The following is a 23,814-nucleotide window of genomic DNA, read 5'->3' on the forward strand; positions in this document are numbered from 1 at the left end:
GCAATTCATATCAAGAACGCATCGCGGTCATACAGAGAGTGTATTCTGCGACAAGCGCCAACCAGCAATGCTAGCCACGTATAATAACGGAACATCAATGACAACTTGATGATTTTATCACTATTTTTGTAAAGTTGAGGTGAAGATCGAGGTTTGTGTTTCGAGTCAAATACACACCACAACTTGGTCTTTGTCTGACTATCTGCCACCAATCCTTATTGAACCTTGCAATTTGAGTCATTTTACATGACCATTTGTATATTCAATTGAATAAGCGAAGTAGCCACTGTATGTCATCTGAACCACTGTATATCCAAATCAAACGTTTCATCGAAAGTAATATCGAAAGCGGTCACTGGGCTGTGGGTCATCAGATCACAACAGAAATGGAACTGACCAAGCAGTTTTCTGTCAGTCGAATGACGGTGAACAAAGCCATCCGAGATTTGGTTGGAGAAGGTAAGCTAGAACGAAAACCTCGCCTAGGCACCTTTGTAAAAGCACCGGCAACAAAAGCAGAATCGCCCCTGCTGGATACTCGAAACATTGCCGAAGAAGTACAGCAGCGAGGCAAAGCATACTCAAGCCAAGTAATCCAACATATGGCGATCAATGCTGATCAAGCAATCGCGATTAAACTCGGCATCATGTTAGACAGCCTCGTTTTTTACAGTGAAATTCTGCATAAAGAAGACGAACAGCCCATCCAACTCGAATGCCGCTGGGTGAACGCGAAATATGCGCCCGATTACCACCAGCAAGACTTCACTACTGTTACGCCTAATGAATACCTTAGTAAAAATTGCCCAATGAGTGCCGTTGAACATACCGTCGAAGCGATTACCTGTGACGCTAACCTTGCGTCTCTGCTTGGCATGAGTGCGCACGAGCCTTGCCTACTTCTCCACCGCAGAACATGGAGTGGTGATAAGTTAATCAGCAGTGCCCTACTCTATCATCCAGGCAGCCGTTACCAACTGAGTTCAAAAATCACGCTCTAATGACCCGTTACTCTAATGATCCGTTAAGTAGATAGCTAAATAGCTAAATAGAACCGTTAAATAGATCGAACCAACGCTGGCGGAAAATGCATGGATTTACCGTCCCACACCCCACCTACTCTTTAAATTTCCTGCTCAATAATTCCTCAACGATCACGTTTTATTATCGATCCTCTTGATCAATTGTATAGATTAAACTAAATATTTGTATATACAATAATGAGCGAACCAATATGAACCTGATTCTAACCAATGCCAAACTGATCTCCATGGTAGACGGTACAAGCGGATATGTCCCATCCAAGCCTTCCTCCGTCGTCATTGAGAACGGCGTGATTACTCGTCTATTGCCTGAGTGCGAACTTGCCTTAGATACCTACGCAAGCTTTCCTCACTTGGATTGCAAAGGCGCTATCGTTACACCTGGTTTTATCGATCCGCATACTCATCTTGTGTTCGGGGGCAACCGCGCTGAAGAGTTTGAAGCAAGACTGCAAGGCGAGTCCTATGAGTCCATCGCACAGCGTGGCGGCGGTATAAACACCACCGTAATAGCAACGCGTGCAGCGAATGTAGAGTCACTTATTGCGCTCGCCTTACCTCGTCTAGACAGCCTCATCAAAAGCGGTTGTACCAGCGTAGAAATTAAGTCCGGTTATGGTCTGACACTGGAAGATGAAGCGAAAATGCTTATTGCGGCGAAGTCATTAGAACAACATCGACGCATACGAATCACCACCACGCTGCTTGCGGCTCATGCCGTGCCGATAGAATTTCGAAATGATGCCGATGGCTACATTGAATACGTTGTCAGTACTATCATTCCTTACGTAGCCAAGCACAAACTCGCCGATGCAGTGGACGTTTTCTGTGAATCAATCGGCTTCGACTTACAGCAAACAGAGCGCGTATTTAAAGCAGCCGTAGACCATGGCTTGGCGATTAAAGGACATACTGAACAACTGAGTAATTTAGGGGGAACGCAACTTGCCGCGCAATATCACGCGCTTTCCGCTGATCATATTGAGTATCTTGATGAAACTGGCGTGTTAGCGATAGCGCAAAGCGGCACGGTCGCCACTTTGTTGCCCGGCGCCTTCTACTTTTTGCGTGAAACACAATTACCGCCAATTCAAGCACTCAGATCGCATAAAGTGCCTATGGCTCTTGGATCAGATCTCAATCCCGGCACCTCACCATTTGCAGACCTTCGCTTGACCATGAATATGGCTTGTATCCTATTTCGCCTCACCCCTGAAGAAGCCTTACGTGGCGTGACCTGCCACGCTGCGAGAGCCATCGGGCAACAAGATACCCTCGGAAAAATTGCGGTCGGTTTCACCGCAGATCTAGCGATTTGGGACATCGCGCATCCAAGTGAGCTTAGCTATCAACTAGGCATGGGTGAGCTTAAACATCGAGTCGTTAGTGGAGTTGTTGAAGATGTCCAATGATCGTGCAAAAACCAACCATCGCTTCCATTGGCAAGGACGAGATGACCAAGAAGATGGTGAAAAACGCTATCGTCTTCACCATGTGGTAAAGTCAGTCGAGACATTAACTGCACTCGCCAATCCAGCACCCGGAACGCCGCCAAGTATTGCCTTACTGGGCTTTGAAACCGACGAGGGCGTACAAAGAAACAAAGGGCGCATTGGTGCCAGTCAGGCTCCGGATCGTATTCGTCAAGCCCTTTGCAACTTAGCTTGGCATGAAGCATCCACGCTGTATGACTTAGGCAATGTGACCACAAACGTGTCTACAACATCAAAAGCACTAGAAGAAAACCAAGCTCTGACCGCAGAGATTATTAGTCGTGAACTTGACCATGCCCCCCTTATAGTACTGGGTGGCGGTCATGAAATTGCGTGGTCTTCGTTTCTTGGGCTTGCTCAGAACTTAACCAAGCACGATAAGACGCCACGCATCGGTATCATAAACTTCGATGCCCATTTTGATCTCAGAGAATATCGATCGCGTACGGATAGCCAAACTTTACAACCTAGCTCGGGGACACCTTTTTCTCAAATTGCTGACTACTGTCAATCGCATCAGCTAGCGTTTAATTACCTGTGTATCGGCGTCAGCAAAGCCAGCAATACTAAGGCGCTATTTGAGCGTGCCGAGCAGCTCAATGTACACACTCTGCTTGATGAAGACATGCTATTTGAGGTCACTCCGCCTCATTTACAAGCGCTAGAACAGTTCATGGACAACGTCGATCACCTCTATTTAACCATCGATCTTGACGTATTTAGTGCCGCTCATGCACCGGGGGTCAGTGCGCCAGCCGCGTTAGGTCTGTCTCCAGAGATTTTTTACCCATATTTCAAAACCATATTAAAGCACAAAGACAAACTTCGCCTCGCGGATGTCGCCGAGTACAACCCAAACTTTGATATCGATGGTCGCACCGCCAAACTGGCGGCTCGTCTAGTTTGGCAAATTATGACCGCGCTATCTGAGACAAAATAGCGCTCCTCAAAAGACAGACTAGAACACACGCATTACAAACGATAAAGCTTTAAAACCTTAAAACCTTAAAACCTTAAAACCTTAAAACCTTAAAAAAAGTAAACCCAATAACTCTAAACGCTACCAATAAAGAGGCTGGCGTTGTCACTTTAATGAAGGGACGACGATAAAAGAGCTTCTGGTTAGCCATCAAAAGGAAAAGAACCATGACACACAGATGTAACCCTCGCTTAGACACAGAGCGCTCCATCCAAGCACCACGTGGCACAACACTGAATGCCAAATCTTGGTTAACAGAAGCGCCGCTGCGTATGTTGATGAATAACCTTGATGCAGAGGTGGCAGAGCACCCTCATTCACTTGTGGTCTACGGCGGAATTGGCCGCGCGGCGAGGGACTGGGCTTGTTATGACAAAATTGTTGAAGTACTAAAGCGTCTCGAAGAAGACCAAACCCTTCTAGTGCAGTCGGGTAAACCTGTCGGTGTGTTCCCTACTCACAAAGATGCACCTCGCGTACTCATCGCCAACTCAAATCTTGTGCCGCACTGGGCAACTTGGGAGCATTTTAATGAGCTCGATAAAGAAGGTCTTATGATGTATGGGCAGATGACCGCTGGCTCATGGATCTATATAGGCTCTCAAGGCATTGTGCAAGGGACCTACGAAACCTTTGTCGCCATGGCAAAACAACATTTTTCTGGTGATCCAAAAAATAAATGGATTCTCACCGGTGGCTTAGGTGGCATGGGCGGAGCACAGCCACTTGCTGCCACCATGGCAGGCTTTTCAATGATCGCCGTTGAATGTGATGAATCGCGCATCGATTACCGATTAAACACGGGTTATGTCGACACCAAAGCGCATTCCATTAGCGAAGCGCTGTCTATTATCGAGCAAAGTGATACGCCAATCTCTGTTGGATTACTGGGCAATGCCGCCGATGTTTACGCTGAAATGGTCGCGAAAAATATCACCCCAGATGTGGTCACTGACCAAACATCTGCTCACGACCCATTAAACGGTTACTTACCCCAAGGTTGGAGCATGGAGCACGCCAAGTCTCAAAGAGAACAGCACCCAGAGGAAGTCGTCAGAGCGGCGAAAGCCTCTATGGCTGTACAGGTTCGTGCCATTTTAGAAATGCAGGCTAAAGGCGCGGTCGCCACCGATTATGGCAACAACATCCGCCAAATGGCGCTAGAAGAAGGCGTCGATAATGCTTTTGATTTCCCAGGATTTGTCCCGGCTTACATACGACCGCTATTTTGTGAAGGCATCGGCCCCTTCCGTTGGGCTGCCCTGTCTGGCGATCCAGAAGACATCTATAAAACCGACCAAAAAGTGAAAGAGCTGATCCCCGACAACCCTCATCTTCACAATTGGTTAGACATGGCCAGAGAGCGCATTCAATTCCAAGGCTTACCAGCCAGGATCTGTTGGGTCGGTTTGAAAGACCGTGAACGACTTGGGCAAGCCTTTAATGAAATGGTGAAAAATGGCGAATTATCTGCGCCGATTGTCATTGGTAGAGATCACCTCGATTCAGGCTCTGTTGCCAGCCCTAACCGAGAAACAGAAGGCATGATGGATGGTTCCGATGCGGTTTCAGACTGGCCTTTATTAAACGCTCTGCTCAACACAGCAGGAGGGGCAACATGGGTATCACTTCATCATGGCGGCGGCGTCGGTATGGGCTTTTCACAGCATAGTGGCATGGTGATCTGCTGTGATGGCAGCGAGGATGCCTCTCGCAGAATCGGTCGTGTACTTCATAATGACCCCGCCACTGGTGTCATGCGTCATGCGGATGCCGGTTATGACATTGCCAAAACATGCGCAACCGAGCAAGGGCTTGATTTGCCGATGCTCGATACTCAGTCTACCAGCAGCCACTCTCAGCACAACAATGGTTAAGGAGCCTATCATGTTAAAACTCGTTCTAGAACCAGGTCAGTTGTCACTGAAACAATTGCGTCAAATCAGCCGTTCACCAGTTAATTTGTCACTTCACCCCGATGCCTTTGAAGGTATCGAGGCCAGTACGCGTGTTGTCGAGCAAGTCATTGCCGAGGATCGAACCGTGTATGGCATTAACACCGGTTTTGGGTTGCTTGCCAACACCCGAATCGAACCAGAAGACCTCGAAGTCCTTCAAAAAAGCATCGTACTCTCTCACGCAGCGGGCATCGGCAAACTCATGAGCGACGAAACCGTACGTTTAATGATGTTGCTAAAAATCAATAGCTTAGCCCGAGGCTACTCAGGTATCCGTTTACCCGTCATTCAAGCATTAATGGAACTGGTTAATTCTCAGGTTTACCCTTGTGTCCCTCAGAAAGGATCCGTGGGCGCATCAGGTGACCTCGCACCACTAGCCCATATGAGCACCATTTTGTTGGGAGAAGGCGAAGCCAGACATAATGGCAAAATCATCAGTGGCCTTGAAGCGCTACAAATTGCTGGATTGACGCCAATCACCCTCGCACCGAAAGAAGGGCTCGCCTTACTTAATGGTACGCAGGCTTCCACCGCCTTTGCGCTAGAAGGGTTGTTTGTTGCTGAAGACCTCTTTGCTTCGGCCACTCTGTGCGGCGCCATGTCCGTTGAAGCCGCTCTTGGTAGCCGACGACCGTTCGATCCTCGTATTCATCGTGTACGAGGACATCGCGCACAAATGGATGCCGCCCTCGCCTACCGACATCTTTTAGATCAATCGAGTGATATCGGCGACTCTCACCAAGTCTGCGAAAAGGTTCAAGATCCGTACTCCCTGCGGTGCCAGCCACAAGTCATGGGCGCCTGCTTACAGCAAATACGAAATTCAGCGGAAACACTGGAAGTAGAAGCCAACGCCGTGTCTGATAACCCCCTCGTATTTGCAGACGACGGTGATATTATTTCTGGCGGCAACTTTCACGCAGAGCCCGTCGCAATGGCAGCGGATAATCTGGCACTGGCCATCGCTGAAATTGGCAGTTTGTCAGAGCGAAGAATGGCGCTACTCATAGACAATGCGCTAAGTAAGCTCCCGCCATTTTTGGTTGATAACGGCGGGGTAAACTCAGGTTTTATGATCGCGCAAGTGACCTCGGCCGCACTGGCGAGTGAAAATAAAACCCTCGCGCACCCGGCATCGATAGACAGCTTACCCACTTCAGCAAACCAAGAAGATCACGTATCGATGGCCACCTTTGCCGCTCGCAGACTGCGTTACATGGCAGAAAATACCCGAGGCATTCTCGCCGTTGAATATTTAGCCGCAGCTCAAGGATTAGATTTTAGAGCGCCATTGCTCTCATCTCCAAGAATTGAGCAAGGCAAACAGCTACTTAGGGAGTCCGTCGCGTTTTACGATAAGGATCGCTACTTTGCTCCTGATATCGCCAAAGCAAACGACATTATTAAACTGGCGCTGCATCACCAGCTAATGCCGGAAAATATCTTACCAAGTATCTAGATTCTTTTTCTAACAGGGCTATCTCTACAAAAACCGTGCATGAATACTCGTTTTCTGCGCGGTTTATTTTTTGTAATCCAAAACTAGCTTTATAAGAAAACCACAGCGGATAATTTTGTTTGAGACGCACAAATCAATTCGAATACCAAATAGAACCCATACCCCCTTCCGATAGGTGATCAGCATAGTATTGTTGCAGCACATTAAACCCTACCTATAATGCCGTCCAATCTATTGTTTACTTAGCGCTTACTCTCCAATGAATAACTTTCGCATGAACGATTTATACATAAAACCTGTAATAGTTAGGGCCTTCCTTTTACTTGTTACCCTAGTTCCAACATTATCCTTTGCCTACATTCCAACTCATTTTTACCTTAACGCTGGATTAGGCGGCAACAGTGCTGAATTTGGACCCACCTTAGCATTAGGCTATCAAATTAATAACCATGTAGGGATTGAAGCTTCCTATCTAGACTGGAGCGGTGAACAAAATGGTAGCCTTTGGAACAGCAACTACCAAGAAAAATGGCATACTCATTCTGCCTCTCTGCGCTCTACCTTACGTTATCAGGTATCCGGCCCATTTTATGTTGGAGCCAAAGGAGGACTAAGTTACTCTTCCACATCTTATTCAAATTCAGAGATGTCCATGGTCCCCCAGCAATCAAACAACCCGTTAGATCTTACCATTGGGTTATTTTTAGCGGCCAATATGAATTCATTGTCACTACAGGTATCTCATGACATCATCCCCTTCGGCGGACAGCTTGGTGTACAAGGCCTAACATTTTTCAACGTAGGTTTTGCATTTTAAAAAGATGATTGGAGATTCTCTGATCCCCGATCACAAAATAACCTAAACGTGATGGCGCTATAGTGTTATATTTTCTATTAATCTTATGATAACTAGACATAATTTTTATACGACAAAGAGACTTTACAAGACTATGACACCTAGAATGCAGCTTATTATTTTTGATTGTGACGGTACGTTAGTCGATAGCGAACGTCTTTGTAATCTTGCCTTGGAGCGTCAACTTGCTGAAGTTGGTGTTCGCTACAGTGCGGAACAGCTCATCACCCATTACCGTGGCGTTAAATTCACTGAAATCTTGTCCAGTATTCAATCTGAACGCCAACTGACGCTTCCCAAGTCGTTTGAGGCAGAGTATCGCCTTAAAGTTCGTGATCTCTTCGACCTACAATTAACCGCCAATGAGGGGGTTGCCGAAGTGCTAGAGTCTCTCACTATCCCTTTTTGCATAGCCTCATCAGCACCACGCGCCAAAATAGAACATGCTTTACACGTTACCGGGCTGGAAAAATACTTCGACAACACAATATTCAGCGCTCATGAGGTGGGCTCATGGAAGCCAGAACCTGAGTTATTTTTACATGCTGCACACGCGATGGGGTTTGCCCCAGAACATTGTTGTGTCGTTGAAGATAGCTTAGTGGGTTTGCAAGCGACGCACCGAGCAGGAATGACCAGTGTTTACTACGCCCCGCACTTGGAAGAGATTGACGTGTTTGGTTCTACTCATATCCAGCATATGTCTCAGTTGCTCAATATTATTCGGTAATCTATTTAATAAAGCCAGCCAGTGGTGGCCATCACGAAAGCCCATCGATGGTAAGTTTTATCCCTGAGAGTAACAAAAATAGATAGCACAATCGGTATATCCATTGCTGGCTAACACGATGTAATAACCACACCCCTAGTTGTACTCCGACTGGGGCAAGTGGCATCAAAATAAGCGCGGTGAATATGTTGACTCTATCGAACTCACCAAGGGCGGTATAAGGAACAAGCTTAACGAGATTAACTAACCCAAACAACACGGCCATTGTCGCGACCAGTACCACTTTTTCCAGTCTCAGTGGCAACATATAAATACTCGCAGGTCCGCCGCCCGCATGAATAGCGGTACTAGAAAAGCCACTCCATAAACTCCAGAACCACGCGCCCAACTTTCCTGCTGGTTTTTGCTTATTCGCGTCCACCAACCAGTATTGCCCGAAAAATAGCAATGAAAGTGTACCGATCAGTAATTTAAGGCCAGCTTCTGGGGTAACGCTCAAGAACAACCCAGCCAACACAACCCCAAGAATCGCCCCAGGAAGCATCCGCTTAATCACAGAATAATCTGCATTGCGGTAATGATGCTTCACAGCAAACACATCCATTACGCATAGTATCGGCAACAGAATTGCAGCGGCTTGTGTCGGAGCAATGGTCATCGCCATCAAGGGCACTGCGATAATACCTAATGCTCCGCCTAATCCGCCTTTACCAATGCCATAAATCAGCACAGCAGGAATCGCGGTGATGTAAAACCACGGGTCAGTCACCAATAACATAACCCGCTCCCTGACCCGCGTTTATCTGCGCCCTTTCCATTAAGAGAGAAACCACTAGCCAAATCCTTTGGCAAACAAAAAATCACGGCTTTGTTTAATATCGGTTAACGTTCCAGCGGCGTTTTTCGGGTCTCGCTCTTGCTCGATAGTGATCCAATCAGAGTAACCAATTTCCTTTAGCGCCAAGTGCACCGCCGCATAGTCTACGACCCCCTCACCAATGGGGCACATCACGCCTTGTGCACACGCTTGCCAAAAACCGACTTTATTTTGAATAACCTGGGCAAACACTGCCTGATTAATATCTTTGAAATGTACGTATTCCAAGCGAGAAGCGTAGTCAATTAAGCTTTGAGCCGGATCCATGCCGGCATAATGCAAGTGCCCCGTATCCAAGCAAAGGCCTACCTCATGATGGGTAAGATCAGCCAGCATCCGGTCAATTTCATCACGGTATTCAATGTAGCCCCCCGCATGAGGGTGAACAACAGGTCGAATACCATAGTGAGCGGCAATGATCGCAATTTCGCGAATCGTCTGCATCATGGTGTCCCAATGCTGATCATCAAGCCGCGGTGCTTCATTGCTTAGCCCTGCGCAGGCGCTGCGACAGTCATTAACACAATCAATCACCACAACTTTTTTACTGCCAATACGTTTTAGCATCGAGCATAAGTCATGGGCTCTAGCCAATATACTTTCTTTATCTTCAATCGATGAAAGTGGCTCAAAGATAGTCCCCGCGCAAATTGTTAAGCCACTTTCTAACATCGCGGTACTGACACCATCGCCTTCAAGAGGCATATAGCCGTATAACCCTTGATACCCCGCTGATTTTCCTTCCGTTACGACGGTGGTCCAGAGCGGGTTGTTCACATTTGTCGCCGATTCGACTCCCCAACAACAGGGTGCACACGCGATAAAGTTATTCATGACTATCCTCTTTGTGATGGGTTGATACCGGCATTTAATCAGTGCGGTTATGGTGGCGCTCTCACCTAATCAATATACTCTAAACCCCTCTTGCTTCATTTTGCATTTATGCAAACCGCGTTTCTGCCAATGGCTATAACACACCTGTCACTGCGTCTTTTAGAATGGATTCATCACTAAACATTTAGCCGCTACTTTCGGCGTACATTGATTACAGGATATAACCATGGAACCTATCTATATTGTCGCAGCAAAACGCACGCCAATAGGCAGTTTTAACGGTGCCCTATCTCCGGTTTCCGCCCCAGCACTGGGCGCGGCGGCTATTAAAGGTGCGCTAAGCCAATGTCATATCAACCCCACCCTGATTGATGAAGTGATCGTCGGTAATGTCCTTAGCGCGGGCATTGGCATGGGCCCCGGTCGTCAAGCAGCAATGCAAGCTGGCATTCCAGAAACGATACCGGCCTACACCCTCAACATGATTTGTGGCAGTGGTATGAAAACGGTCATGGATGCGGCCAGTCATATTAAAGCAGGGGATGCAGAGATTGTTGTCGCGTGCGGTATGGAAAGTATGTCGCAAGCGCCATTTGTCCAGACTCACCAAGTCCGAAGCGGCGTTCGCATGGGCAATATTTCTTTAGAAGATAGCATTATCACTGACGGTCTAACCGATGCCTTTAATCAATACCACATGGGCATAACCGCAGAAAACATCGCTGAGTCGCTCTCTATCTCGCGTGAAGAGCAAGATGAATTCGCTTTACACAGCCAATTGAAAGCCGCAAATGCATTGGAGACTCACGGTTTCAGAAGCGAAATCGAACCAATAGATGTGTCGTTACGTCGTCAGCAATATACCGTTGAAATGGATGAGTATCCAAAGGCGAACACCACATCAGATAGCCTAGCTCGCTTGCGTCCTGCGTTTAAAAAAGAGGGAACCGTGACTGCAGGCAATGCTTCTGGCATTAACGACGGCGCCGCTGCGATTATTTTGGCATCAAAGTCAGCCGTAGAACGATATCAGCTGCAACCGATAGCGGAAATTATTGGTTATGCTCAAGCTGGGTTATCTCCCGAAGTGATGGGATTGGGGCCCGTTCCGGCCATCGCCAATGCACTTGAAAGAACCGCGTTATCACTGCAAGACATCGAGGTTTTTGAGCTCAACGAAGCCTTTGCCGCTCAAGCGCTTGGTGTGACCAAGCAATTAGCTGAACAACACAATGTCGACCAAAGCTGGATTCTCGACCGCACCAACCATAATGGTGGCGCCATTGCATTAGGCCATCCACTCGGTGCATCCGGTATCCGAATTTTGGTCAGCCTCGTGTATGAGCTAGAAGGTCAAGACAAAGACTATGGACTTGCGTCACTTTGTATTGGTGGAGGAATGGGTACCGCCGTGATCGTTAAGCGATGTGTTGCTTAGCGGCCCACTTCTTAACCTTGTAAATAAGAATAAAATGATAACAAGAAATTACGCTAACAACGCCTAGTGCTAAGCCAACTCTGTATAAGGGCAAATTATGAGAAAGAAAATCACCGCCAACGACATTGCCGAAAAACTGCATGATGGCATGACCATCATGATTGGTGGTTTTATGGCAAATGGTGCACCAGAAGGTCTTATCGACCTGTTACTTGAGCACAACATTAAAGACATCACGCTAATCTCCACCGATACAGGCACGCAAACATCTGGTTCAGGTCGCTTAATTGCAGCCAAGCGTATTAAAAAACTCTTTGCCTCTCACATAGGGACAAACCCAGAAACTGGCAACCAAATGAACGCTGGCACATTAGACGTTGAGCTTGTTCCTCAAGGCACGTTAGCGGAGCGTATTCGAGCGGGAGGCGCAGGATTAGGCGGAATTCTCACCCCTACAGGCTTAGGCACCATGGTGGCGGAAGGAAAGCAAGTCCTCAACATAGATGGGAAAGATTACTTGTTAGAAAAACCACTACGTGCCGATCTCGCCTTTATTCGGGGTTCGCGTGTGGACGTAAAAGGCAACGTTTTCTACAACAAGACAACGCAAAATTTTAACCCATTAATGGCAACCGCCGCTGATCTCGTCATTGTTGAAGCCGAATCTTTGGTGCCGCTTGGCGATATAGAGCCGGAAAGTGTCCACACTCCAGGACTTTACGTCGATTATGTTTATCAAACGGAGGCAAAATAATGACGAATTTCCTCTCAACTCTGTCACTTTATGGTAACGCCCCTATCGGTGAAAAATTACTGATAAAGCCGCCATTCGCCGAAACATAGCCTGGCGCGTTGCACAAGAGTTAAACGATGGCGATGTGGTCAATTTAGGGATTGGTTTGCCCTCACTTGTCGCTAACGAAATCAATAGCGATATTGAGCTGCTTCTTCAATCGGAAAATGGTTTACTGGGCATTGATGCCATCGCTAATGAACGTAATCGTGACGCCGATTTAGTCAATGCCGGTGGTCAACCCATTACCGCAAGTATCGGTGCCAGCTATTTTGATAGTGCAGACTCTTTTACCATTATTCGTGGTGGGCATGTGGACGTCACCGTGCTGGGCGCATTGCAAGTTGATGAGCAAGGGAACCTCGCGAACTGGATCATACCTGGAAAAATGGTCCCAGGCATGGGCGGTGCGATGGATTTGGTCGTCGGTACTAAGAAAGTCATTGTGGCAATGGAACACACAGCAAAAGGTAAACATAAGCTACTAAAAACCTGCTCATTGCCATTAACCGCTCTCAATCAAGTGGATATGGTTGTCACAGAAATGGGCGTTATTACTATTTGCGGCTCACAAATGATATTGACCGAAATAGCCCCAGGTTACAGCCCAGAGGAAGTCCAGCAAGCTACAGAAGCAACACTTGTGATCCCCAATCCGTTACCTATTATGCCGCAGCCCTAGCGGTAGCTTATTACGTTAGCAACCGTAATTACGCTACGTACTGCTATAACGTTATAAACCGTTATGACGCTCCACGTCATTGTTGCCCATATTGACCAGCTTGAAAAAGTCGGCAGTATGGGCTTTTTTATTTAACTAGAAACTATTCGTTCCTCTGTTCCCTACCACTATTCCAAGTCAGGAAAATACTTCGCGACATCGACGACATCAATCTGCTCTGGCTTCAGGTACTTCTGTGCGTATATGAGATAAGCGTTACTACTTAACAGCAGCTTGAATGTTTCTATATCTATGTGCTCGTCCAATGCCATTTTATACATAATATCAACCGCCACACTGATCGGCTTCGCCGTCTTATATGGGCGATCACTTGCGGTTAGTGCTTCGAATATATCGGAAACAACCAAAATCCTCTCAGGTATCGACAGCTCTTCACCTTTGAGTTTTCTTGGGTATCCTGTCCCCTTCATGGTTTCATGATGAGTTGAGGCATACCGTGGCACACGACTGAGTTCTTGAGGGAAAGGGATACTCTCTAAGATTTTTATGGTGCCTATCATGTGCTCATTAATCTTAAATCGGTCTTCAGCGGTTAATGTGCCGCGTGTAATCGTTAAATTATACACTTCACCAAGATTGTATAGATGTTCGGGGACTATCATGTCTATCTGATGTTTAGGGTCAAACGAAATAGGTTGCTCACGTTTAATAATATGTTCAGGCTTATCAGAAAGAAGCCTCTCTTCAAATGGAAGTGATGCGCCCTCTCCCCTATTGCTCTCCTCTGCAGGCGACAAACCTATCGTGTCATCAAAATGGCGCACCCAAACCGTTGACGCAATCTCCCTAATTCGCGCCACTTTTTCCTCGCTCATAAACTCACCGCCGACGTTAGCGTTAGCAACAAACTCGAAATCTTGCTTAAGTTTCTGCTGAACTTCATACAACTCAGACTCGATTTGTTCGGTATTGTGATGACCACTTAATCGCTGTTGTAACGCTGCAATTTCAGCATCACGCCAGAGTACTTCAAAACGGGTACGAATCTCATGAATACGGTTGTAGTTCGCTTCAAGCTTGGTGCCTTTATCGACAATATGTTCAGGCGTGGTTATTTTACCGCAGTCATGCAACCATGCCGCGATACGAAACTCCCGTTTTGCATCATCATTTTCAAATCTAAACTGTGCGAAATGGCTAAGTTGAGATTTCTCAGCCGCGTCCGCTAACAATATGCCCAATTCCGGAACACGATGACAATGTCCCCCTGTGTATGGTGACTTGTCATCAATAGCTTGTGCAATCAGCTTAATAAAAGATTCTACGAACTCTTCTTGCGTCTTTTCATGTTGCTTTAGCTCTTTAGCCATATCTTTAATGGCAACCGACAATTCCCACACTTCTTTTATTGGCGTGTTAACAACCGCCACCTCTTCATAATGCCTATCCTGTATCTTTTCGGCCTCTACGATCAACTGCTTAATCGGTCTGACAATAGGTGCCCCAAACACCCACGTAAGCGGTAGCGTTAAACACATTAACAACAAGGTAATAAATATAGAGGTAATCACTCGAGATCGAACCGTCTCAAAGATCTCTCGCTCAGGTATGACAACAGCAAAATACTCAGAGTAGTGCTTCCCTGTCTCGATCTCTTTTAGATAGACGTGCTTCTCTTCACCATTTAAGGTCATCATCATGATGTCATCGCTCAACGTTGAAGACTGTACCAGTTCATAAAGCTCGGTATATGGCACAGTATTATCGCTTTTCTCCCCTTTACTATGAAACCACTTGCCTGCGAGAGCCAATCTCTGCGCTTGAGTAATATTATTTATCGCCAGGTCAAGTATTGGCACAAGATCAGCGAGCTCGCGATTGACGACAATATGAAAATCCATTGAGTACTTTTCACTCAAGTCTTTCAAGTTTTCGTTAACCTTTAGATCGGTGTAAAATAGTCTATCCAAAATAAACGAAAGGACTGGCTTTGAATCTATCACCGCAAAACAATCTCCGTTCTCAACGGAGTCAAACGCCGCTTGCAGCGAGTCAAATTCAATAAGCTCAATATTTGGAAAATCTTGCCTTAATGTAGGAGATATCGACCACCCAGCAAGTATGGCGACCTTCTTCCCTTCCAACTCTGTATAGTGAGCAATGCTCTCGGATCCCATTTTGGTTACCACGGAAAATGGCAGTTCATAAATAGAAAGTGTATAAATACCTTTCGTGTCATCAACAACGCTTCCCCGCTGCTGTTGCACAGACTGCAAAGCATCTAAATCACCTTGCGCAAATTTCGTAGTTAGCTCTCCCCAAGAAAATCCATTCACAAAATCAAATTCAATACCTGTGCTCTGTGAGATAAGAGCGATAACATCAATGGCATAACCATTTGGCTTACCTGCCACGGAATAATCCATAGGACCCCAATCATTCTGGTTGGAAATGAGAATAGGATTCGCACTTGCGATGATCGCTTTTTGGCTTTCAGTAAGATTAAGCGTTGGGCTTTCGGGGAACACATCTTGAGGTGAAGCTTGTTTATTCGAGGCAATAATATTACCGGACTTAGAGTAAACAAACGCTTCAACTTCACTGTCCTGCTTCAAGCCCAATGAGGTGGCTGAGATTTGATCCGCTAACGAGGATAAAATAATATCAATCCCAATAACCTGTTGGCTGATATCATTTTGTTTCGATTGAAAGGCCAAAGAATAGGTTTGCCCTGTGACCTGTAGGTGATGGAATAAATACGGATCCGTTTTACTCACCGTTTCATAGTCAGCTTCAATATACCAAGGCCGAGTCGTGGGATAATAATTACTGTTCGAAACCGTTTCTGTTCTCAGGTCAAAAGCCGCATCAAAATAGCTGGTTTTCCGGGTTCGCTGAGTACCAATACCGCGAATGGTGATCACAACCCAACGGTCTTTCGCTTCCGCGCCCAGTTTTTTCCTAACATCAGGTGAAGCGTCGAGATTAATAATCTGATAGAAATTATCGTTGTCGGAACCCACATAAATACTGTAGAACAAATCGTTATCTTTTACTGCCTCAGATAAGATAGACCTTCTCTCTTGATCCGATAAATGATGACTAATCGAGCGGTTAATCTTTGAGAGCAATTGAACGGTATTGGTCGCATCGGCATCCACTTTGCCAATGACTTCATTCAACTGTTGGGAAACCATAGTGAGACTAGACAACGTCTGTTCCGTCGCCATTTTTTTACTAAAATAGTATTGTAGCGAAACCGCTACCATGGCGGTCAATATCGTCGCGACGACAAACATTCCCACTACCGTGACCCGGAATGAAACCTTGGTATTATTCATTGTTACTCTATCCTTGAGACGTATCTTTAACACGCGGTCTTAGATACACAAACCATATCTTATACAATTCCTTTTTAAGATTAGCAGGTTAGCTATAAATAGCGTTTTCATTATTAATTAAACTTCAGTTCAACCACCTGAATGCAGTTTATTTGTAGCAAGTTGTGCGTTCCATCTCAAAACCACAGTTTAACGGTTCACATTGCAAAGGATTTCACTGCCTGTAAATGACATAACTCACATAGGTAATCATCAAAAGTCGGTGAGCATATCGAAGAAGAGTTGTCTGGAGGCTGGGGTATTATCTCGATGAGTCGTGTACTCAACATGGGTATCTTCGGTCGCTAACGGAGATAACTTGATTCCCCATAGCGCCTTAACTTGATTAGGTACGATAGAATATCGCACATCGATGATACGCTGTTCATCGGTTGGGTCTTGCGCTAAATACCCATTTGAAAACCAGCGAAAACGTTCAATATCTCTGGCTTGTTGAGAGTCAGGGTCAAGCCACGCAAAGTCTCGATTCACGTTTAATTTAGCGATGGATTCGCCCGGATAGGTTTTTACTGATATCCCTACCCTCACAGCATCAACGTAGTAGTCGTCCTCTACTTCGTAAATCACTTTCCATAAAAAAATATTCGCGAAACTCGGCTTAGCTTCAAGCTGGACGGGTGTATGATGCCTCTCCTTAGCTAATTGCCATCCCGCCGCTTCCACTCTGTCTCGTTGTATCATCCCAAGCGTTGGATAGATCAGCGCCCAAAGAAACGCTGTCCGAGCCAGCCAGGGATTTCGTTTTAGCGTTGCACATACTAGCAATATCAATATTGGTAACGTGAAAACAGGGTCTATTACCGATACGGTATTCCAAGCATAGCGCTCAGTGGTGAATGGCCAAAGCAGCTGAGTGCCATAAGTCGTGCAAGAATCCAACAGCGCATGAGTGCTATAACCCAGGGCGCAGTAGAGCCAACTTTGCTTAAATGACAGCCCACGTTTTTTAGCGATAAGTCGGTGTAAAACTAAGGCGCAAATTAAACTGCCAATCGGGATAAAAAAAAGGGAGTGCGTGAACTGTCGATGAAATTCTAAAAACAACAACGGATCACTCGACGAGCGAATGAGCACATCCAAATCAGGAGCCATTCCCGCAAGTAGTCCTAACACCCCGGCGACGACAAAATGCTGCTTTTTGCTCACCGATTGGGGCAAAGACGCGCCTAATAAACCCTGCGTTAATGGATCCATAATTAACTCATTAATAGCTGAATAACGTGAACCTAGTATATTCAGCTATAGCACTAAATTACGTTTAGTAACAGAATCTTGCCTCAAGTTTGCATCAGCACATTTTGGCCAATCTGAAAGGATATAGACCTCAGTCTTGGTTTACCTTCCAATAGCAAATATGTTTAATTGAATGCAAGGCTGAGTATGCGCGAGTGAGGCGAGTTAGCATATAAGCGGAAAGATAAAGCGATATGAACAAGGTAAAGGCAAGGTAGCGTCACGGCTGACAGTTGACGTCATCTCATATTTTAGGTCGTTCTGGGTGCGAACATGATAATTGCCATTCCGAGTAACGCCACTGATACACCAATAATATCCCACAACGTTGGACGAATCCCATCAACGACCCAAAGCCAAAGAACGGCCACAAAGATATAAACGCCACCATATGCGGCGTAAACTCTTCCCGCGGCTGTCGGGTGTAATGATAACAACCACGCGAATAAAGCGAGGCAGAATGCAGCTGGGATCAAAAGCCAGACCGACTTATCTTCTTTTAACCACAGATAAGGCAAGTAACAGCCTAATATTTCTGCAAGTGCTGTTATAAAAAACAGGCCAAGGGTTTTGATTTCTAGCAATTCGCGCTCCTTTATTGTTCCGCGGCCAAAGATTGTATAGCTTCTTGCACCGATGTGAACTGTATTTTGGTCAGACACATTTCAGCCTTTGAAAACTCATGTTCTTGAATTAACTGTGTGATTGCCGTCAGGGACAGCAGTTCCCCACTTGCTTCAAATGCATAGTGCCCTCTCGATTCGCGAATTATGTACCCTTGGCCAACACTATCAATCAACTGATCAGCATCACTCCAAATTAACGACTCTAACTCGCTCGCTAACATTGACTCCGAGCCTATAAACATGAGCTCATAATCACCGTCTAGTTTAAAAACACACGGCCATTGAATCATCACTTTTCCTTTAAAAATAATAGCTCTAAACAAACGCTAATCAATAACACTGCACCGACCCTAAACGTCACTCAACGTACTCAATCAAGCCAAATAGGCTATACCCAAAACAAATAATATACCCAAAAGATTGTTAGGTATTGAAGCCCGTAGACAGGTCGGTGCTCAAAGAAGCGATTTACGGTTAGCTGAAAAGAGAAAGTAAACATCCAGTAGGTAAAAAGAATATTCACCAGGTTAGTCTAAAAAAAACAGCAGCCTGAGCTGCTGCTAGATAACCATCGCTATAGACTTACATCGTTGGAAAATTGAAGTTAGCGGTGTGCTGCTTTAAACGCACACTTGCGGGCCATCGGCTCGTCACGGTTTTCATTCGAGTATAAAAACGGACACCATCGCTACCATGCATATTTAGCGGACCAAAGACAGAGCGCTTCCAGCCTCCAAAGCTATGAAAAGCCATTGGCAATGGCACGTTAACACCCACCATGCCAGCAAACACTTCTTCTTGAAATTGGCGCGCCACTTCCCCATCGCGTGTTAAATTGGCCGTTCCATTGCCATATTCATGGCGGTTAATTAGCGCTAGTCCAGTCGTGTAGTTTGGCACGCGTACAATCACCAATACCGGTCCAAAAATTTCTTCTTGGTAGATCGTCATTTCTGGGGTGACATGATCAAACAACGTCGGTCCAACAAAATAGCCCTGCTCGTAACCTGCCACCGCCAAATCACGTCCATCAACCAACAATGAAGCGCCTTGCCGAACGCCCATTGTGACAATGTCACAAATATTTTGCTTGTGTGGCGCAGATATTACCGGTCCCATGTCGTTCTCCTTACCATCGACAATACCCGGCCCGACCCGCATCGTTTGAATTTGCATTTGTAACTTATCGATTAATCGGCCTGCGGTTTCATCCCCCACCGCGACTCCTACCGATAACGCCATACAGCGCTCACCCGCGGCCCCGTTAGCCGCGCCCATAACGGCGTTAGCGGTCATATCGAGATCCGCATCGGGCATCACTAAACAGTGATTCTTTGCGCCGCCCAGCGCTTGGCATCGTTTACCATGCGCTGAGGCCGTCGTGTAAATGTATTCCGCGATTGGCGTGGAGCGACAAAGCTCACCGCTTGCACCCGTTCATCGGTGAGTAATACATCTACGGCTTGCTTGTCACCTTGAACAACGTTAAACACACCATCAGGTAAGCCAGCTTGCTTTAGCAAGTGGGCGAGCTCTATCGCCAGAGAAGGATCCTTCTCCGAAGGCTTTAATACAAACGTGTTACCTGTCGCCAACGCAATCGGGAACATCCACATTGGCACCATCGCCGGGAAATTAAACGGGGTAATACCAACACAAACGCCTAAAGGTTGCATTAATGAGTGACTATCCACCTCTGTTCCCACATTAGAAGAGTGCTCGCCTTTTTGTAAATGCTAACCACTTCCTAATGGAAAAAATAAGCCAATACTTAACCACAAACCCAAATGTGACGTTTAATCTCAATATCACGCCTTGGGCACTCGATCATGCCGCCGACAGCGATATTACGATTAGCGCAAACGCGACCTATCAAGGATACCGAGAACGAGACCTACTCTTAGTACGCCGTGAGATTATGCAAAGCCCATTTGTGGTCGTAGCCTCTCCTGACTACCTAACAAGACAGAATACCCCAACCTCCCCTAGTGAGTTAATTCAACACCAGTGTCTGTTTGCCACCACCCTGACCGGTAGCAATGACTGGGTATTCCATCAAAATAATGAGTGTCAAATAATCAAGGTACCTAAATCACTAGAGGTCAACGACAGCGACTTATTGCTGCAAGCAACATTAAATGGCGCTGGCATTGCCTACTTGCCTGCATTTTTGGTCGATGATTACATTAACCGTGGCGAAATCACCCCTATTTTGGAGGATTTTGATACTAGCGTTTGGAGCTTAAATGTTTACTACCAGCCGCCCGCTACCGCCTCTGCCGTCGCCATTCATTTTAAAGACTTTCTTCTTTCGTAGCCCAGCGAACATCATCTTTGAAAAATAGACACGTCGTGCTCTTAATTAGCAATAGGCAATGACAGTAAACATCTAAAATCACGATAACTATCTGGTTTTAAATATTTGCTGTCATTTTTTGTAGACAACTAAGGAGACTGCTATGTTGTTAATTCAACTTGTTCTCGGGACACTCTGCAATGATAACGAAAAATTATTCAATCATGACGCTGTCATCCGCCATGTTACTGGCTACTGGGTGCTCACCATCACCAGACGTAGCAGCAAGCAGTAATATTACTGATTACCAAGGCTCAGGCAGCATTACTCAAGGTGTCGCGAATACCGTAGAAACCAATCTTTTTGAGTGTAAGAATGGTCGCAGTCGAATTGCTGGTATGGGTGAAGTTACCGATTCACAAGGAAAAACATGGACAGTCCCCGCCAAAAACCATTTCACAACCGCACCTAAAGCGGTTGATCTATATGAAGAGTGTGAGAGCATTACTCCACAAAGCCTTAGCAATGTTGATGAAAGCTCTGTGCCAGTTTCAGTAATTGATGCAGATGGTGATGAGATTACTGGCTATATTTTTGCGGACAATTACTTTGAGTTATACATCAATGGCAGTCTCATCGCCGTGGATACCGTGCCATTTACCCCTTTTAACTCCAGTATTGTTAAGTTTAAGGTAAAAAAGCCTTATACCATCGCCGTAAAAGTCATTGATTGGGAAGAGAATTTAGGTTTAGGGACAGAAAATAACCGAGGGAAAGCTTATCACCCTGGAGATGGAGGCTTTATCGCTAGCTTTAGTGATGGCACCGTCACGAGTTCAGACTGGCAAGCGCAAACCTTCTACACATCGCCTATCTATAATCTGGCTTGTCTAAAAGAAACGGACGGTGAGCGCCGATCCGACACTTGTACCACAGAAGGCACAGATAATGGTCAAAATGCATATGCCGTGCATTGGCAAACCCCAAGTAAATGGATGGATAAAAACTTTGATTCCACCACTTGGCCACAAGCTACGACCTACTCAGAAGACGATATTGGCGTCAACAACAAGAAGTCCTATATGAATTTCATAGAAAAGTTCAGTGGTGCTGGCGCAACCTTTATTTGGTCAACCAATGTCGTGCTAGATAACGAAGTATTACTAAGATACGAAGTCAAGTAAGCCTGACCATTTTGCCTGACCTCCCTCTATAGCAAACCGTTATGTCTATTTTCCATAACGGTTTGCTCTCCTCAGCCCTAATCAACGCCTTTGGTTTCCCTAATCTAATCTAATCTAATCTAGGCAAGCAAGTTAGGGCGACACTTTCTCAACAAGTGATAAAATCAACATTAATGACCCTTATAGTACATATTTACAGATCAATCATCTTTACAATGTAAATTTTCAGATAGAAATACAAAATTATAGAAATTAATTCCATAAAACACTCAACCCATTCGCCCCACTTATTTTATAGCGCTAAATTACTGCCCAGCGTTTGCATTAGCAGGCGTAAAGAAAGTAAAGATCCGCATGGCAGTACGTCAAATACATTTAAACAAGATGTACCGTTAACATAATAAGAGAAGGGAATAGTATGAAGAATTCAAGTGTTCTTTTACCAGTGGTTGCTATCGGCCTCGCAATGAGTCCACAGGTTTTTAGCCATGGCTATGTGTCAGCCGTTGAAAATGGTATTGCAGAAGCAAGGGGGACATTATGTAAATTCCCTACCAGCACGGGTGAAAAAAATACGGGGTGTGGCGCGGTACAGTGGGAGCCACAAAGTATAGAAGGACCAGAAGGTTTTCCACAAGGCGGCCCTGTAGATGGGCAAATTGCCAGTGCAGGTCTCACGCAATTTTCACCGCTCAATGAACAGACGGCAGATCGTTGGGTAAAACGTCCTATTACTTCTGGCGCGCAAGAATTTGAATGGACATTCACAGCAAACCACGTGACCAAGGATTGGAAATACTATATTACTCAACCTGATTGGAACCCGAATCAAGCTCTCACTCGTGATTCATTTGATTTGGACCCTTTCTGTGTGGTTAGCGGGAATATGGAGAAGCCCCCTAAACTAATGTCGCATCAATGCCAAGTTCCAGAGCGCAGTGGCTATCAAGTCATTCTAGCTGTATGGGATGTGGGCGATACCGCTGCTGCTTTCTATAACGTTATCGATGTCGAGTTTAGTGGGGAAAATCCAGGTATTCCAGGTTGGACACCTGCAGGCAGCATCAACCCAACCATGGATCTTAATACTGGTGATTCGGTCTATACTCGTGTGTTTGATAACAATGGCGAGTTACCACACCTTTCCACCAGCATTACGATTGATAGCGCAAGCCAAGGCCAAGCTAACCAATGGGCTCATGCACTGGCTTCACAGATAAATGTTGAACATAAAGATATCAAAGCCGGCTCCATGGATAGCAATGGCAATGCGACTCCTGTTTATGGTACCAACCCAATTTATATTGCTGAAAACAGCGCGTTAGAGCGTGTTGAAATCAATTATGACATAGTGACACCGCCACCGGTCATCGGCGTCGAAATTTCGGGTTTACAACCAGAATACACGATAACAGAATCACCAATCGCTCTTGACTTGAACGTAGCCGCCACTGGCGATGTAAAAGTCGAAATGGATGTGTACAATCATGGCCAAGAATCTCTTGCCAATCAAAAGATCGAGATTGCCGACGGCGACTCACAAAACGTGACCTTAACATTATCGAAATCAGAACCTGGGCATCATATGTTGGTGACTCGCGTAAAAGATAAAAACGATAACCTTATTGACCAAACCACGAATGATTTTATGTTGGTCGACACCACTGAGCCTGGCGACTACGATTTTGTCTTTCCAAATAATCTATCTCAATATACCGAAGGGACAAAAGTCTTAGCAAGCGATGGCGGGATCTATCAATGTAAACCTTTCCCGTATTCGGGCTATTGTATTCAATGGTCACCAACTGCCACTCAGTATGAACCGGGCACGGGCAGTCACTGGACATCAGCATGGGATAAACTTAGCTCGATGTAAGTGAAAAACGCGAAGTAATTGAAAAACGCTAAAATAGACCTATGTTAAGCACC

At 45.8% G+C, this 23,814-nt stretch carries 18 protein-coding genes and 2 pseudogenes; 13 read left to right on the forward strand and 7 right to left on the reverse strand.

Features of this window, described 5'->3' with window-relative positions:
• Positions 1-290 precede the first annotated feature (290 nt).
• The 7 genes from hutC to M9196_RS03095 all read left to right on the forward strand — a co-directional run bounded on the left by hutC (position 291) and on the right by M9196_RS03095 (position 8,521).
• The gene (gene hutC / locus M9196_RS03065; RefSeq protein ID WP_250616058.1) at positions 291-1,001 is read left to right on the forward strand and encodes a histidine utilization repressor; all 711 of its coding nucleotides are present in this window, start codon (positions 291-293) and stop codon (positions 999-1,001) included.
• 233 nt (positions 1,002-1,234) lie between these two features.
• Positions 1,235-2,455 (forward strand): imidazolonepropionase, encoded by a 1,221-nt coding sequence (gene hutI, locus M9196_RS03070; protein ID WP_250616059.1) that lies wholly within the window; start codon positions 1,235-1,237, stop codon positions 2,453-2,455.
• Complete coding sequence (gene hutG, locus M9196_RS03075) at positions 2,445-3,476, forward strand: formimidoylglutamase (protein WP_250616060.1); 1,032 nt, start codon at positions 2,445-2,447, stop codon at positions 3,474-3,476. The genes hutI and hutG overlap by 11 nt, the downstream gene beginning before the upstream one ends.
• Before the next feature lie 206 nt (positions 3,477-3,682).
• Positions 3,683-5,392 (forward strand): urocanate hydratase, encoded by a 1,710-nt coding sequence (hutU, locus tag M9196_RS03080; RefSeq protein WP_250616061.1) that lies wholly within the window; start codon positions 3,683-3,685, stop codon positions 5,390-5,392.
• Positions 5,393-5,402: 10 nt separating this feature from the next.
• Positions 5,403-6,935: a histidine ammonia-lyase gene (hutH, locus tag M9196_RS03085; protein WP_250616062.1), complete on the forward strand. Its 1,533-nt coding sequence runs from the start codon at positions 5,403-5,405 to the stop codon at positions 6,933-6,935.
• Between the two features lie 274 nt (positions 6,936-7,209).
• Entirely contained in the window at positions 7,210-7,752 is a 543-nt protein-coding gene (locus tag M9196_RS03090) for an outer membrane beta-barrel protein (RefSeq protein WP_250616063.1), read from the forward strand.
• A gap of 145 nt (positions 7,753-7,897) precedes the next feature.
• Complete coding sequence (locus tag M9196_RS03095) at positions 7,898-8,521, forward strand: HAD family hydrolase (protein ID WP_250616064.1); 624 nt, start codon at positions 7,898-7,900, stop codon at positions 8,519-8,521.
• Positions 8,522-8,552: 31 nt separating this feature from the next.
• Here the strand turns inward: M9196_RS03095 and M9196_RS03100 are convergent, their stop codons facing one another.
• Together M9196_RS03100 and M9196_RS03105 are read right to left on the reverse strand one after the other, a co-directional pair.
• On the reverse strand, positions 8,553-9,299 hold the full coding sequence (locus M9196_RS03100) for a sulfite exporter TauE/SafE family protein (RefSeq protein WP_250616065.1): 747 nt from the start codon (positions 9,297-9,299) through the stop codon (positions 8,553-8,555).
• Positions 9,300-9,353: 54 nt separating this feature from the next.
• Positions 9,354-10,232 (reverse strand): TIM barrel protein, encoded by an 879-nt coding sequence (locus M9196_RS03105; RefSeq protein WP_250616066.1) that lies wholly within the window; start codon positions 10,230-10,232, stop codon positions 9,354-9,356.
• 226 nt (positions 10,233-10,458) lie between these two features.
• Between M9196_RS03105 and M9196_RS03110 the strand changes: the two genes are divergently transcribed.
• The 3 genes from M9196_RS03110 (at position 10,459) to M9196_RS03120 (ending at position 13,145) form a co-directional block, all read left to right on the forward strand.
• The gene (locus M9196_RS03110) at positions 10,459-11,670 is read left to right on the forward strand and encodes an acetyl-CoA C-acetyltransferase (RefSeq protein WP_250616067.1); all 1,212 of its coding nucleotides are present in this window, start codon (positions 10,459-10,461) and stop codon (positions 11,668-11,670) included.
• A gap of 97 nt (positions 11,671-11,767) precedes the next feature.
• A complete protein-coding gene (locus M9196_RS03115) occupies positions 11,768-12,424 on the forward strand; it encodes a CoA transferase subunit A (RefSeq protein ID WP_250616068.1) in 657 nt (218 codons plus the stop codon).
• Between the two features lie 55 nt (positions 12,425-12,479).
• On the forward strand, positions 12,480-13,145 hold the full coding sequence (locus tag M9196_RS03120; RefSeq protein ID WP_250616274.1) for a 3-oxoacid CoA-transferase subunit B: 666 nt from the start codon (positions 12,480-12,482) through the stop codon (positions 13,143-13,145).
• 167 nt (positions 13,146-13,312) lie between these two features.
• On the opposite strand, the gene M9196_RS03125 is transcribed toward M9196_RS03120, so the two are convergent.
• From M9196_RS03125 to mmsA, 5 genes and pseudogenes are all read right to left on the reverse strand, one after another.
• The gene (locus tag M9196_RS03125) at positions 13,313-16,486 is read right to left on the reverse strand and encodes an HD domain-containing phosphohydrolase (RefSeq protein WP_250616069.1); all 3,174 of its coding nucleotides are present in this window, start codon (positions 16,484-16,486) and stop codon (positions 13,313-13,315) included.
• Positions 16,487-16,738: 252 nt separating this feature from the next.
• Positions 16,739-17,740: a metal-dependent hydrolase gene (locus M9196_RS03130; protein WP_250616070.1), complete on the reverse strand. Its 1,002-nt coding sequence runs from the start codon at positions 17,738-17,740 to the stop codon at positions 16,739-16,741.
• Between the two features lie 290 nt (positions 17,741-18,030).
• Entirely contained in the window at positions 18,031-18,363 is a 333-nt protein-coding gene (locus M9196_RS03135; RefSeq protein ID WP_250616071.1) for a YnfA family protein, read from the reverse strand.
• Between the two features lie 11 nt (positions 18,364-18,374).
• Complete coding sequence (locus M9196_RS03140) at positions 18,375-18,695, reverse strand: DUF4144 domain-containing protein (RefSeq protein ID WP_250616072.1); 321 nt, start codon at positions 18,693-18,695, stop codon at positions 18,375-18,377.
• A 292-nt stretch (positions 18,696-18,987) separates the two neighbouring features.
• Positions 18,988-20,141, reverse strand: a pseudogene (mmsA, locus tag M9196_RS03145) (CoA-acylating methylmalonate-semialdehyde dehydrogenase); the annotation flags it as partial.
• Between mmsA and M9196_RS03150 the strand changes: the two are divergent.
• The 3 genes and pseudogenes from M9196_RS03150 to gbpA all read left to right on the forward strand — a co-directional run.
• A pseudogene (locus tag M9196_RS03150) lies at positions 20,135-20,722 on the forward strand (substrate binding domain-containing protein); the annotation flags it as partial. The pseudogenes mmsA and M9196_RS03150 overlap by 7 nt on opposite strands.
• A gap of 179 nt (positions 20,723-20,901) precedes the next feature.
• Positions 20,902-21,885 carry a hypothetical protein gene (locus M9196_RS03155; RefSeq protein WP_250616073.1) on the forward strand — a complete coding sequence of 328 codons (984 nt, stop codon included), beginning with the start codon at positions 20,902-20,904 and terminating at the stop codon, positions 21,883-21,885.
• 418 nt (positions 21,886-22,303) lie between these two features.
• Positions 22,304-23,761: an N-acetylglucosamine-binding protein GbpA gene (gbpA, locus tag M9196_RS03160; RefSeq protein WP_284677073.1), complete on the forward strand. Its 1,458-nt coding sequence runs from the start codon at positions 22,304-22,306 to the stop codon at positions 23,759-23,761.
• Positions 23,762-23,814 lie beyond the last annotated feature (53 nt).

Source organism: Vibrio methylphosphonaticus, assembly GCF_023634655.1.
GTDB lineage: Bacteria > Pseudomonadota > Gammaproteobacteria > Enterobacterales > Vibrionaceae > Vibrio > Vibrio methylphosphonaticus.